This window comes from Xanthobacter oligotrophicus, assembly GCF_008364685.1.
GTDB classification, from domain to species: Bacteria; Pseudomonadota; Alphaproteobacteria; order Rhizobiales; family Xanthobacteraceae; genus Xanthobacter; species Xanthobacter oligotrophicus.
The window spans coordinates 113,566-127,324 of sequence record NZ_VTTL01000009.1; the positions used below are offsets into that span (position 1 = coordinate 113,566).

The window sequence follows — 13,759 nt, forward strand, 5'->3', positions numbered from 1 at the left end:
GCGAGGGGCGCCGGGCTGGAGTTCAGGCGGTCGCGGCCAGCGCGGCGTCGAGCGCCTCAGTCAGGCGCGGGTCATCCGGCGTCACGTCCGGCGCGAAGCGGGCGATAACGCGTCCGTCGCGGCCCACCACGAACTTCTCGAAGTTCCACATCACGTCGGACGAGGGCGGCATGGTCCGGCCTCGGCTGGCGAAGCGCTGGCGCATGGCCTCCGCGCCCTCGGCCTCGGGCTGGGCGGCAACCAGCGTGTCGTAGAGCGGGTGGCGGGTGGCGACCGCGACCGAGATCTTCTCGAACAGGGGGAAGGTGACGCCATAGGTCAGGCTGCAGAAGCTGGCGATCTCGCTCTCGGTGCCGGGCTCCTGCGCGCCGAAATCATTGGCCGGGAAGCCGAGAATCTCGAGCCCGTCGCCGTGGCGCGCCTCATACAGCTTTTCGAGCGCCGCATACTGCGGGGTAAGCCCGCATTTGGAGGCGACATTGACCACGAGGAGAACCTTGCCCCCGAAGTCGCCGAGCGTCGCCGGGGTGCCGTCGATGCGTTTCAGGGGGATGTCGAACAGAGCCTGGGACATAAGATCCTGCCGGGATGAGTTGCGTCGGCGCGCAGGCTAGCACGCCCTCCGGTGCCCGCCGAGACAGCGCGCGGCATAAGGCGGTCAGGCGCCGCGCTCCAGCGCCGAGAGGCGCATGTAGAGGGTGGAGCGGGCGATGCCGAGGCGCCGGGCGGCGCGGGAGAGGTTGCCGCCGCAGGCGTCTACGGCGGCGCGGATCGCGGCTTCCTTCACCGCCTTGAGGTCGGTGGCCCGCGCCGTCTCTGTCGATTCCTCGCGGATCTCCTGCGGCAGGTCGGCGATGTCGATCAGAGCGCCCTCGTCGTCACCGGTGCCGCCCATGGCCACCAGCATGTCCACCACGTTGCGCAATTCGCGCACATTGCCGGGCCAGGCATAGGCCATGAGCGCCGCATGGGCGGCCGGCGAGAAGCGGGGCGGGGGCAGCCCGGCGCGAGCGGCGGCACTGCGACCGAAGTGGTCGAGCAGCACGGCCACGTCCTCGCCGCGCTCGCGCAAGGGCGGGATGCGCAGCGCAGCGCCGCGATGCGATAGAACAGGTCCTTGCGGAAACGCCCCGCCGCCACCTCGCCGGAGAGGTCGCGGTTGGTCATGGAGACGAGCCGCAGATTGACCCGCCGCCCATTATGCCCGCCGACGCGGTAGACGACGCCATCCTCCAGCACGCGCAGCAGGTAGGATTGCAGCTCCAGCGGCATCTCGCCGATCTCGTCGAGGCAGAGCAGGCCGCCGTCGGCCGCCTCCACCTTGCCCTGCTTGCCGGCGGCGTCGGCACCGGTGAAGGCACCCTTCTCGTAGCCGAACAGCTCGCTGGCGATGAGGTCCCGCGGCAGGCCGCCGCAATTGAGCGGCACGAACGGCCCGCAGGGCGCGCGCCCGCCATGGATGGCGCGGGCGAACACCTCCTTGCCCACGCCGGTCTCCCCTTCCAGCAGGATGGGAAGGCCGCTCTCGGCCATGCGCCGGGCCTTCTCCCGCACCTCGCGCATCACCGGGCTGTCGCCGATGATGGCCTCGAACGGCAGCACCTCCGGCTCCCGCGTCGCCTCGCGCAGCATCGGGCGGGGCTTGCGCGGGGTGTGGAGCACCACCACGCCGCCGATCTCCTCGCCGTCCTCGCGCACGATCTCCACACTGGCGCCCGGCAGCAGGGCCGCGACGCGCTCGGCCCAGGCCGCCGGCGCCACGTCGTTAAGCGCGGCGAGCCGGCCGTCGGCGATGAAGCGCCCGTTGCGGCGGGCCACCTCCTTCAGCGCGCGGTCGGTGGAATAGATGAGGGCGCCGGAGCGGCCGAAGGCGAGGATTTCCTCCGACAGCCACAGCGAGCGCTTGGAGAGGAAATGGCGCAGCACCTGCTCGTGCTCCATCTCCATGCGCCGGCCCAGCACCGCCTCGATCTGCTGGGCGAGGGCCACCGCGTGGGCGAGGTTCTGCGGGTTGAAAGTGTCGGTGGAGCCGGAGACATCCACCGCGCCGATCACCGCCCCATGGCCGGGATGGCGCACCGGTGCGGCGGCGCAGGTCCAGCGCTGCACGCTGGCGCAGAAATGCTCGGCGGCGTGGATCTGCACCGGCCGGCCGCTGGCGAGGGCGGTGCCGATGGCATTGGTGCCGATCTGTGCTTCGCACCACAGGCCGCCGCGCTGGAGCTTCACTTCCTGGCCGGTATCCACCGCCCGCGCGTCGCCCTCGGTTTCGAGGATGGTGCCCTCGGTATCGGTGAGGATGAGCATGGAGCGCGCGTCGGAGAGCAGGTGGCGCGCCTCGTCCATGGCCGGGCGGGCGGCGGCGATGAGGCGTGTGTTCTGCTGCCGACGGCGATGCAGCTCCGCCTCGCTCACGAGGGGGGCTTCGGACCGGTTCGCCGTGATGGCGTGTTGCCGCGAGCGCTGCCAGGAGGCCAGCACCGCGGGGCGGACGACGGATGAGGCGATGCCGTCCTGGTGAAACGCCTCCCAGGCACGGGCAATCTCGCGATATGGCACCAGCTCTGCCCTCCGGGCCGGGCGGCGCGGCGTTCCCGAAAGGCGCCGCCTAAGCCGTTGGCCAGCGTGCGCGTCCGCTCGGCTGATCAGCCGGCGCCGTGCCCGATGGCGGGTTCACTCCCTGACGTGCCGCATTCTATCCGCCGGTTGTTCCCCGTCGGCGGCGGCTTGGTCGGCAAGATAAGCGCAAGTTCGCGCCATGGGCAAGGCCCGCAGGGCGCGCAGTCGCAGTCGTTCGGGGCTGCCGCCAGGGCCTCGGACAACAAGTGTCCGGAAACCGGACAGTCGAATTCTTCCATATTACATGATGCATTGCACAATATTCAGGTGAATCCGCGATTTTCTACAGTCGAACGCCTCTGGCACGCATCCTGCCATTCCCATGGCGAGCCGGCACCGAAAAGTGAGGCCGGCATTAATGGGAGGACAACGGCGTGAACGTTCCTGTGGGACACCTGCGCAACGTCCAGGTGCTCGGCATCGATGCCGGCGGCACCATGACGGATACTTTCTTCGTGGACCAGGACGGCGACTTCGTCGTCGGCAAGGCCCAGTCCACGCCCCAGAACGAGGCCCTGGGCCTCATCGCCTCTTCTGAGGACGGGCTCGCCAACTGGGGCATGTCGCTCCACGACGCGCTCGCCCAGCTCCAGACCGGCGTCTATTCGGGCACCGCGATGCTCAATCGCGTGGTCCAGCGCAAGGGGCTGAAATGCGGCCTCATCGTCAATCGCGGCATGGAGGATTTCCACCGCATGGGCCGCGCGGTGCAGAGCCACCTCGGCTACGCCTATGAGGACCGCATCCACCTCAACACCCACCGCTACGACCCCCCGCTGGTTCCGCGCCACCTGACCCGTGGCGTGGTGGAGCGTACCGACATGATGGGCACGCAGGTGATCCCCCTGCGCGAGGACACGGCGCGGGAGGCCGCCCGCGACCTGATCGCGGCCGATGCGGAAGGCATCGTCATCTCGCTGCTGCATTCCTACAAGAACCCGGTCAACGAGCGCCGCGTGCGCGACATCGTTTTGGAGGAAGTGGAGAAGAGCGGCAAGAAAATCCCGGTCTTCGCCTCCGCCGACTATTATCCGGTGCGCAAGGAAACCCACCGCACCAACACCACCATCCTGGAAGGCTACGCCGCCGAGCCCTCGCGGCAGACGCTCTTGAAGATCTCCGACGCCTTCAAGGAACGGGGTACCAAGTTCGACTTCCGCGTGATGGCGACCCATGGCGGCACCATCTCCTGGAAGGCGAAGGAGCTGGCACGCACCATCGTATCGGGTCCCATCGGCGGGGTGATCGGCGCGAAATATCTCGGCGAGGTGCTAGGCTACAAGAACATCGCCTGCTCGGACATCGGCGGCACCTCGTTCGACGTGGCGCTCATCACCCAGGGCGAGTTGACCATCAAGAACGACCCGGACATGGCCCGCCTCGTCCTGTCGCTGCCGCTGGTGGCCATGGATTCGGTGGGGGCGGGCGCCGGCTCCTTCATCCGCCTCGATCCCTACACCCGCGCCATCAAGCTGGGACCGGACTCGGCCGGCTACCGGGTGGGCGTGTGCTGGAAGGAGAGCGGCATCGAGACGGTGACCATCTCCGACTGCCACATGGTGCTGGGCTATCTCAACCCTGACAACTTCCTCGGCGGGGCGGTGAAGCTCGATCGCCAGCGCTCGGTGGATGCCATCAAGACCCAGATCGCCGATCCGCTCGGCCTGTCGGTGGAGGATGCCGCCGCCGGCGTCATTGAGCTGCTGGACAGCGACCTGCGCGACTATCTGCGAGCCATGATCTCCGGCAAAGGCTATTCGCCGGCGAGCTTCGTGTGCTTCTCCTATGGTGGCGCCGGCCCGGTCCACACCTATGGCTACACCGAAGGCCTCGGCTTCGAGGACGTGATCGTGCCGGCCTGGGCGGCGGGCTTCTCCGCCTTCGGCTGCGCGGCTGCGGACTTCGAGTATCGCTACGACAAGTCCCTCGACATCAACATGCCGACGGAAACCCCCGATGCCGACAAGGAGAAGGCCGCAGCCACCCTCCAGGCGGCGTGGGAGGAACTGACCAAGAACGTGCTCGAAGAGTTCAAGCTGAACGGCTATGCGCCGGAGCAGGTGACGCTCCAGCCCGGCTACCGCATGCAGTATCGCGGGCAGCTCAACGACCTGGAGATCGAGAGCCCGCTGGCGCAGGCTCAAACCGCCGCCGACTGGGACCAACTGACGGAGGCCTTCAACGCCACCTACGGCCGGGTTTATGCCGCCTCCGCCCGCTCGCCGGAGCTGGGCTATTCGGTCACCGGCGCCATCATGCGCGGCATGGTGCCGATCCCCAAGCCCAAGATCCCGAAGGAGCCGGAGGAGGGCGAGACCCCGCCCGAGAGCGCCAAGATCGGCACCCGCAAGTTCTATCGCAAGAAGCGGTGGGTGGATGCGCAGCTCTACCACATGGAGTCGCTGCGCCCGGGCAACCGGGTGATGGGCCCCGCCGTGATCGAATCCGACGCCACCACCTTCGTGGTGCCCGACGGCTTCGAGACCTGGCTCGACGGCCACCGCCTGTTCCACCTGCGCGAAGTGTGAGGGCGACGTTCCCGACCCCTCCGCCCGTCATGGCCGGGCTTGTCCCGGCCATCCACGCCTCGCCACCGGGTGCGATGCGCCGAGCATTGCGCGAGCGGCTCGGCGTGGATGCCCGGGACAAGCCCGGGCATGACGGCGGGCGGAACACCCAATCCGAGTCAACGAACTCAAAGGAAACGACCCCATGAACGTGACTGTAGACCAGAGCACCCTCGCGGGTGCGACGCGCGGCATCGTGCGCGGCGGCGAGACGCTGAAGGAGCATCGCGACCGCCTCATGGCCGCCACCAAGGCCACCGGCCGCTACGCCGGCCTGAAGACGCTGGAGCTGCGCGAGCGCGAGCCCATCCTCTACAACAAGCTGTTCTCGCGCCTGCGGGCCGGCGTGGTGGATGCCCGCGAGACTGCCAAGAAGATCGCCGCTTCCCCCATCGTGGAGCAGGAGGGCGAGCTGTGCTTCACCCTCTACAACGCGGCGGGCGACAGCCTTCTCACCTCCACCGGCATCATCATCCATGTGGGAACCATGGGTGCCGCCATCAAATACATGATCGAGAACAATTGGGAGGCCAATCCCGGCGTCCATGACAAGGACATCTTCTGCAACAATGACAGCCTGATCGGGAACGTGCACCCGTGCGACATCCACACCATCGTCCCCATCTTCTGGGAAGGTGAGCTGATCGGCTGGGTGGGCGGCGTCACCCACGTCATCGACACCGGCGCGGTGGGGCCGGGCTCCATGGCCACCGGGCAGGTGCAGCGCTTCGGCGACGGCTATTCCATCACCTGCCGCAAGGTGGGCGCCAACGACATCCTGTTCCGCGACTGGCTGCACGAAAGCCAGCGCATGGTGCGTACCACACGCTACTGGATGCTGGACGAGCGCACTCGCATCGCCGGCTGCCACATGATCCGCAGGCTGGTGGAAGAGGTGGTGGCGGAAGAAGGCATCGAGGCCTACTGGAAGTTCGCCTACGAGGCGGTGGAGCATGGCCGGCTGGGACTTCAGGCCCGCATCAAGGCCATGACCATCCCCGGCACCTACCGGCAGGTGGGCTTCGTGGACGTGCCCTATGCCCATGAGGACGTGCGGGTGCCGTCTGATTTCGCCAAGCTCGACACCATCATGCACGCGCCCTGCGAGATGACCATCCGCCGGGACGGCACGTGGCGCCTCGACTTCGAGGGGGCGAGCCGCTGGGGCTGGCACACCTACAACGCCCACCAGGTGAGCTTCACCTCAGGCATCTGGGTGATGATGACCCAGACCCTCATCCCCTCCGAGATGATCAATGACGGCGCCGCCTACGGCACCGAGTTCCGCCTGCCCAAGGGCACCTGGATGAACCCGGACGACCGCCGCGTCGCCTTCTCCTACAGCTGGCACTTCCTGGTGTCGGCCTGGACGGCGCTGTGGCGCGGCCTGTCGCGCTCCTACTTCGGGCGCGGCTATCTGGAGGAGGTGAACGCCGGCAACGCCAACACCTCCAACTGGCTGCAGGGCGGCGGCTTCAACCAGTATGACGAGATCCACGCCGTGAACTCGTTCGAGTGCGCCGCCAACGGCACCGGGGCCACCGCGGTGCAGGACGGCCTTTCCCACGCCGCCGCCATCTGGAACCCGGAAGGCGACATGGGCGACATGGAGATCTGGGAACTGGCCGAGCCGCTGGTCTATCTCGGCCGACAGATCAAGGCGTCCTCGGGCGGCTCCGGCAAGTATCGCGGCGGCTGCGGCTTCGAGAGCCTGCGCATGGTCTGGAATGCCAAGGACTGGACCATGTTCTTCATGGGCAACGGCCACATCTCCTCCGATTGGGGGCTGATGGGCGGTTATCCGGCGGCCTCCGGCTATCGCTTCGCCGCCCACAAGACCAACCTGAAGGAGCTGATCGCGTCCGGCGCCGAGATCCCGCTCGGCGGCGACACCGACCCGGAGAACCCCACCTGGGACGCCATGCTGCCCGACGCCCAGATCAAGCGCGACAAGCAGGCCATCACCACCGAGGAGATGTTCTCCGACTACGACCTCTACCTCAACTACATGCGCGGCGGCCCCGGCTTCGGCGATCCGCTGGATCGTGAACCACAGGCGGTGGCCGACGACATCAACGGCGGCTACGTGCTGGAGCGCTTCGCCGGCGATGTCTATGGCGTCGTGGTGAGGAAGGGGGCGGACGGGCAGTATGGCGTGGACGAGGCCGCCACCGCCGCCGCCCGCGCCCAGATCCGCAAGGATCGCCTCGCCAAGTCCGTTCCGGTCTCCGAATGGATGAAGGGCGAGCGCGAGAAGATCCTCGCCAAGGATGCGGGCACGCAGGTGCGGCAGATGTTCGCCGCCTCCTTCAAGCTCGGCCCGCGCTTCGAGAAGGACTTCCGCGCCTTCTGGACCCTGCCCGACAGCTGGACGCTGCCGGAGGAAGAGATCGGCGTGCCCACCTACGGCTCGCGCTATTCCATGGACATCTCCGAACTGCCCGACGTGCACACCGTGCAGTTCGTGGAGGAATGATCCCTCCACTGGGCGGCGGCGACAGCCGCCGCTACCGCCCATTTTTTCCTTGGAAATCAAACATCAAGTGGAGGAAACACCATGGCCTATACCCGCTCGAAGATCGTCGATCTCGTGGATGGCAAAATCGATCCCGATACGCTGCACCAGATGCTCTCCACCCCCAAGGACCCGGAGCGGTTCGTGACCTATGTGGAGATCCTGCAGGAGCGCATGCCGTGGGATGACAAGATCATCCTGCCGCTCGGCCCCAAGCTCTTCATCGTGCAGCAGAAGGTCTCCAAGAAATGGACCGTGCGCTGCGAATGCGGCCACGATTTCTGCGACTGGAAGGACAATTGGAAGCTTCACGCCCGCGTCCATGTGCGCGACACGCCGCAGAAGATGGAGCAGATCTATCCCCGCCTCATGGCGCCGACGCCGTCCTGGCAGGTGATCCGCGAATATTTCTGCCCGGAATGCGGCACCCTTCATGATGTGGAGGCGCCTACCCCCTGGTATCCGGTGATCCACGATTTCTCGCCGGATATCGAGGGCTTCTACCAGGAGTGGCTGGGCCTGCCGGTGCCGGAGCGGGCCGACGCCTGATCTGGTCGAACGCAAGCGAAGACGGGGGCGGGCGACCGCCCCCGTTTTCGCGCGACGCTCCGGTTCAGGACGCCTCGATCTTCGTCTGTGTCGCCGAAGCGGCGCGTCGCCGCCCGCGCGCGGGTGCCGCCTCCCGGCGCTGGGCGGCGAGCAGGGCCAGGGCGAGCCCCGCCCCCAGCACCCACAAGGCGGGGCGCGGGCCGAGATCGAGGGAGAGGTTCGCCTCCGCCACCAGCCACGGATCCACCCGCGTGGCGAGGCCGTACCACAGCACTTCCACCCCAGCCGTCAGCAGCGCGGACAGCACGGCAAGGCCTGCGACGCCCAGCGGCGTCACGTCGCCGGCGAGGCGCACGGCGATGCGGTACGCGAACAGGAACACGAACAAGCCGGCCATGAGCACCGGCTCGGTCACGTCCAGCTTCGATTGCAGAAAGAAATGCACCGCGCCCAGCAGGGCGATGCCATAGACCGCCATGTGCAGCCGGTTCCACCGTTCTGTTCCAAGCCGGCGGATGGCGCCGTCGAACGAGGTGGCTCCGAGCGCGATGAGCAGCATCAGCGCCACCGCGCCGATGGTGAGATAGATGCGCAGCACGATCTCGCTCAGCGCCCGGCCAGCGCCCTGGTCCACGACGAATAGCAGCAGGTGGAAGGCGGCGTAGAACAGCGCCGCGAGGCCGAAGATGCGGCGCCCGAAATAAAGCTTCGGATAGGACAAGAGCTTGCGCAGCGGCGTGATGGCGAGGGTCACGGCGAGGAAGCGGATGGCCCACAGGCCGGTAAAGTGGATGGCCTCGGTCCACGGCCGGGCGCCAAGCATGCCGTTGGCGGCAAGGCCGGCGAGCCAGACTGCCGGCAGTATCGTGGCCACAATGAAGAGCGTCTTCTCGGGACTGAACTTGCCGGAGCGTTCGTGGAAGAGGGGCATGGGGTGTTCGCTCGCGTCCTTCGCTGCGCATGGGGAGGGGGGCGTTTCCGCCCCGGACGAAACGGCCTCTGCCGGCCGCTCCGCTTCCCATTACGCCCGGCGGCGGGGCGCCGTTACGACCCCGCCGCGCACGATGGCGTGAGCATAGCCCACGCTCTCAGGCGTTCAGGTCCGCGTCCAGCTGGGCCTTGAGGCCCGGATCGAGGTTGAGAGCCGAGGCGAGGCTGGCGAGATACTGCTTCTCGGCCGCGCTGTCGGGACGGATCGCCATGGCCGAGGCGGCGTAGATCTGCAGCGCTGCTTCGGGGCTGGTGGCCGCATCCACCACCTGCTGCGGGTCCACCGGGGTGGTGAGGAAGGAGATGAGCGCATCGCGCTCCGGCGCCGCCGCCCCGAAGCGGGACAGGCCGCCGGTGATGCGCTGCAGTTCGTCCTGATCGATCTGCCCGTCCGCCTGCGCCGCCGCGGCCATGGCCGAGAGCAGGACGCCGGAGAAGGCATCGGCCCCGCCGGGAGCTGCGGCCGGCGAGAAGCCAGCGGCATTCGGCGCGCCATCGGTGAAAGCCGACCGGCCACCCGACTGAGACTGCCACTTGCGGAACGCATTCCACGCCAGCATGCCGATGACGGCCATGCCGCCGTATTTCACCAGGTCGCCGCTCCCCGACTGCGGGGCAGGGGAGGGAGCTGGCGCCGGGGTGGGGTAGGGGGTGGGAGCGGAGGTGGTGGCCGGGCCGCCGAGGGAGGCCTGGGCGAGATCGCCGAGCGAACCGCCGGTGCTGCCGCCCGACATGCCGCCGCCCGCCGGCGCGCTGCCGCCGCCGAGGATCTGGCCGAGGATGTCGCCCAGCCCGCCGGGAAGGCCGGCCGTTGCGCCGCCGCTGTCACCCGTACCGCCGGGGCGCTGTCCGCCGCCGCCCAGCACCTGGCCGAGAATATCCCCGAGCCCGCCCGGCAGGCCGGACGCACCGCCCTGCGGCCGGCCGCCACCGGATGCCCCGCCACCGAGCACCTGGCCGAGAATGTCGCCGAGGCCGCCGGGCAAGCCGCCGCTTTGGCCGGAGGGCGCGCCTTGCCCGCCCTGTCCCGCGCCTTCCAGCACGCTCTTGAGGATCTGGTCGAGGCCGCCGCCGCCGGCACCCCCGCCGCCGCGCACGCTGCCGTTGCCGAGCGCAGCCCCGAGCAACTGCCCCAGAAGACTACCTGCATCCGCCATGAGACCCTCCCTGAAGGACGTTCCAATCGGGTTGCACAGCAAGCGATCGAACGTGCTTTGTGTTGAATGTGGAGACCGCTGCCCCGATCAGGTTGTCCCAACCGAACCGGCTCCAATGGAGCGACCGGTACGCACGAGCCGAAAAACGGACAGGGACGAAGGGGCGCTCCCGCGCCCGGGTTCAGACCGCCACCGGCGCCTTGATGGCCGGGTGGGGATCATAGCCCACAATTTCCACATCCTCGTAACGGAAGGCGAACAGGTCGGTGACCGCCGGATTCAGCCCCAGGCGCGGCAGCGCGCGTGGCGTGCGCTCCAGTTGCGCGCGGGCCTGCTCCAGGTGGTTCACGTAAAGGTGTGCGTCGCCCAGCGTGTGGACGAAGTCGCCCACACCCAGCCCGGTCACCTGCGCCACCATGTGGGTGAGGAGCGCGTAGGAGGCGATGTTGAACGGCACGCCGAGGAACACGTCCGCCGAGCGCTGGTAGAGCTGGCAGGAGAGCTTGCCCTCCAGCACATAGAACTGGAACAGGCAATGGCAGGGCGGCAGCGCCATCTTCGACACGTCCGCCGGGTTCCAGGCGGTGACGATGAGGCGGCGCGAATCGGGATTGCGTCGGATGTCCGAGACCACCTGCGCGATCTGGTCGATGACGCCGCCCTCGGGCGTGGGCCAGGAGCGCCACTGGTGGCCGTAGACCGGGCCGAGGTCGCCCTTGGCATCCGCCCACTCGTCCCAGATGGAGACGCCGTTCTCCTTCAGGTAGCGGACATTGGTGTCGCCGGCGAGAAACCACAGAAGCTCGTGCACGATGGACTTCAGGTGCAGCTTCTTGGTGGTGACAAGGGGAAAGCCCTCCCCAAGATCGAACCGCATCTGGTGCCCGAACACGGAGAGAGTGCCGGTACCGGTGCGGTCGTCCTTGCGCACGCCCTCGTTCAGGATGCGGCGGAGCAGGTCGTGATACTGATGCATGCGCGCCTCCACCGTCCGGGGTCTGGGGACATAGATGTAGGACATGCCGGCCGGCTGGCAAATGGCCCACGGCCGTTCGTCCAGAGCTTTAGATGCTCCGGCATCCCGCTCCATGCTGCGCCGCAGCGTTGACATTGGGCTTTGGTATACACACACTCGCATCGTTCCAAGGGGGGTCCCGGAAGGGGCTGAGATTTCGCAAGTCCGTTGGCCTTCAAGGTTATTCGGTGCCGCGTTGACCCTTTGAACCTGATCCGGGTCATACCGGCGAAGGGATCGGAACCCGTGCGCACGGCACGTTACGGCCGTATCGTACCCGTCTCCTAGCTCGATTCCCGGCTCTCGTTGAAAGCGCAAGCTTAAAGGAGAACCGCATGCTGGACGAAGCCTCGACGTCCTCCCTCAAGGTCACCACCGGCGCTCTGCCGCACTCGCACAAGGTGTTCGTTTCCGCCACCCGGCCGGACGTGCGCGTCGCCATGCGCGAGATTACCCTGTCCACGCCTGAAGAACGGCCGGTCCGGGTCTACGACACCTCCGGTCCCTATACCGATCCGCAAGCCGTCATCGACCTCACCAAGGGCCTGCCGCTGCTGCGCGCCCAGTGGATCAGCGAGCGCGGCGACGTGGAGGAGGTGGACGGCCGGCAGGTCAAGCCAGAGGACAATGGCCTGAAGGACGGCCAGTCCTCGACCCTGCCCCAGTTCGACCTCACCGGCCGCCGGCCCCTGCGCGCCAAGGCGGGCAAGCGCCCGACCCAGATGGCTTATGCGCGGGCCGGCATCATCACCGCCGAGATGGAATATGTGGCGGCGCGCGAGAACCTCGCCCGCGCCAACGGCGGGGTCCATCCGCACCATCAGGCCATGGGCCTCGGCGCGGTGATCCCCTCCGACATCACGCCGGAATTCGTGCGGCAGGAAGTGGCGCGCGGCCGCGCCATCATCCCCAACAACATCAACCACCCTGAAACCGAGCCGATGGCCATCGGCCGGAACTTCCTGGTGAAGATCAACGCGAATATCGGCAATTCCGCCGTCACCTCGGGCGTCGCCGAGGAGGTGGACAAGCTGGTGTGGGCCACCCGCTGGGGGGCCGACACGGTGATGGACCTGTCGACCGGCAAGAACATCCACACCATCCGCGAATGGATCATGCGCAATTCGCCGGTGCCCATCGGCACCGTGCCCATGTACCAGGCGCTGGAGAAGGTGAACGGCGTCGCCGAGGACCTGACCTGGGAGATCTTCCGCGACACGGTGATCGAGCAGGCCGAGCAGGGCGTGGACTACATGACGGTCCATGCCGGCGTGCGCCTGCCCTATATTCCGCTGACCGCCAACCGCGTCACCGGCATCGTCTCGCGCGGCGGCTCCATCATGGCCAAGTGGTGCCTGGCGCATCACAAGGAGAGCTTCCTCTACGAGAATTTCGAGGAACTCTGCGAGATCCTCGCCCAGTATGACGTGGCCTTCTCGCTGGGCGACGGCCTGCGCCCCGGCTCCATCGCCGATGCCAACGACGCCGCCCAGTTCGCCGAGCTGGAGACCCTGGGCGAATTGACCGAGATCGCCTGGAAGTATGATTGCCAAGTGATGATCGAGGGCCCCGGCCATGTGCCGCTTCACCTCATCCGTGAGAATGTGGAGAAGCAGCTCAAGATCTGTCACGAGGCGCCCTTCTATACCCTCGGCCCGCTCGTGACCGACATCTCCCCCGGCTACGACCACATCTCCTCCGCTATCGGCGCGGCGATGATCGGCTGGTTCGGCACGGCGATGCTCTGCTACGTGACCCCGAAGGAGCATCTGGGCCTGCCGGACCGCGACGACGTGAAGGCCGGCGTCATCTCCTACAAGATTGCCGCCCACGCGGCCGATCTTGCCAAGGGCCATCCGGCGGCGCGCATCCGCGACGATGCGCTGTCCCGGGCGCGCTTCTCCTTCCGCTGGCGCGACCAGTTCGCGCTGTCGCTGGACCCGGAGACGGCCGAGCGCTTCCACGACGAGACGCTCCCCGCTGAGGGGGCCAAGGTGGCGCATTTCTGCTCCATGTGCGGGCCGAAATTCTGCTCCATGAAGATCTCGCAGGAGCTGAAGCTGGAAGCCGGCGATATCGCCCGCGCCCAGGCGGACAACCTCGCCTCGGCCGGCATGGCGGAGATGGCGCAGAAGTTCCGCGAAGGCGGCGGCCTCATCTACACCCCGGCGCCCGAGGTGGCCGAGCCGCCGCCCGCTGCGGCGGAGTGAGCGGGCCAGAAGCAGATGACAGGGGCGGCCTTCGGGCCGCCCTTTTTGCTTCAGGCGGAGGTGTCGGGCGGGGGCGGAGCGGCGTCACGCACGCGTGAGCCACATTACGGATCCTTAATTCCGCAGCCAGACTGCCG

Annotated in this window: 9 protein-coding genes, 1 pseudogene and 1 riboswitch; of the genes and pseudogenes, 4 read left to right on the forward strand and 6 right to left on the reverse strand. The window is 67.7% G+C overall.

All coding sequences use genetic code 11. From position 1 onward, the window contains the following. Window positions 1–22: 22 nt before the first annotated feature. The 3 genes and pseudogenes from FZ033_RS15970 to FZ033_RS15975 form a co-directional block, all read right to left on the reverse strand. Window positions 23–574, reverse strand: coding sequence for a glutathione peroxidase (locus tag FZ033_RS15970; RefSeq protein ID WP_149577107.1), 552 nt, complete (start codon window positions 572–574; stop codon window positions 23–25). 84 nt (window positions 575–658) lie between these two features. Further along, on the reverse strand, window positions 659–1,051 hold the full coding sequence (locus FZ033_RS24370; protein ID WP_456243180.1) for an AAA-type ATPase lid domain-containing protein: 393 nt from the start codon (window positions 1,049–1,051) through the stop codon (window positions 659–661). A gap of 95 nt (window positions 1,052–1,146) precedes the next feature. Beyond that, a pseudogene (locus tag FZ033_RS15975) lies at window positions 1,147–2,346 on the reverse strand (sigma-54-dependent Fis family transcriptional regulator); the annotation flags it as partial. A 647-nt stretch (window positions 2,347–2,993) separates the two neighbouring features. On the opposite strand from FZ033_RS15975, the gene FZ033_RS15980 reads away from it, so the two are divergent. The 3 genes from FZ033_RS15980 to FZ033_RS15990 all read left to right on the forward strand — a co-directional run bounded on the left by FZ033_RS15980 (window position 2,994) and on the right by FZ033_RS15990 (window position 8,250). After that, the gene (locus FZ033_RS15980; RefSeq protein WP_149577108.1) at window positions 2,994–5,147 is read left to right on the forward strand and encodes a hydantoinase/oxoprolinase family protein; all 2,154 of its coding nucleotides are present in this window, start codon (window positions 2,994–2,996) and stop codon (window positions 5,145–5,147) included. Between the two features lie 184 nt (window positions 5,148–5,331). Further along, a complete protein-coding gene (locus FZ033_RS15985; protein WP_149577109.1) occupies window positions 5,332–7,662 on the forward strand; it encodes a hydantoinase B/oxoprolinase family protein in 2,331 nt (776 codons plus the stop codon). Window positions 7,663–7,743: 81 nt separating this feature from the next. Continuing rightward, window positions 7,744–8,250, forward strand: coding sequence for an acetone carboxylase subunit gamma (locus FZ033_RS15990; protein WP_149577110.1), 507 nt, complete (start codon window positions 7,744–7,746; stop codon window positions 8,248–8,250). A 64-nt stretch (window positions 8,251–8,314) separates the two neighbouring features. Here the strand turns inward: FZ033_RS15990 and FZ033_RS15995 are convergent, their stop codons facing one another. The 3 genes from FZ033_RS15995 to FZ033_RS16005 form a co-directional block, all read right to left on the reverse strand. Then, window positions 8,315–9,181: a protein-methionine-sulfoxide reductase heme-binding subunit MsrQ gene (locus tag FZ033_RS15995; RefSeq protein ID WP_149577111.1), complete on the reverse strand. Its 867-nt coding sequence runs from the start codon at window positions 9,179–9,181 to the stop codon at window positions 8,315–8,317. A 157-nt stretch (window positions 9,182–9,338) separates the two neighbouring features. Beyond that, window positions 9,339–10,397, reverse strand: coding sequence for a tellurite resistance TerB family protein (locus tag FZ033_RS16000; protein ID WP_149577112.1), 1,059 nt, complete (start codon window positions 10,395–10,397; stop codon window positions 9,339–9,341). A gap of 181 nt (window positions 10,398–10,578) precedes the next feature. Beyond that, window positions 10,579–11,373 carry a thymidylate synthase gene (locus FZ033_RS16005; protein WP_149577113.1) on the reverse strand — a complete coding sequence of 265 codons (795 nt, stop codon included), beginning with the start codon at window positions 11,371–11,373 and terminating at the stop codon, window positions 10,579–10,581. A 159-nt stretch (window positions 11,374–11,532) separates the two neighbouring features. Then, window positions 11,533–11,667: riboswitch (TPP riboswitch) on the forward strand. Between the two features lie 80 nt (window positions 11,668–11,747). Here FZ033_RS16005 and thiC point away from each other — a divergent pair. Beyond that, entirely contained in the window at window positions 11,748–13,622 is a 1,875-nt protein-coding gene (gene thiC / locus FZ033_RS16010; protein WP_149577114.1) for a phosphomethylpyrimidine synthase ThiC, read from the forward strand. Window positions 13,623–13,759 lie beyond the last annotated feature (137 nt).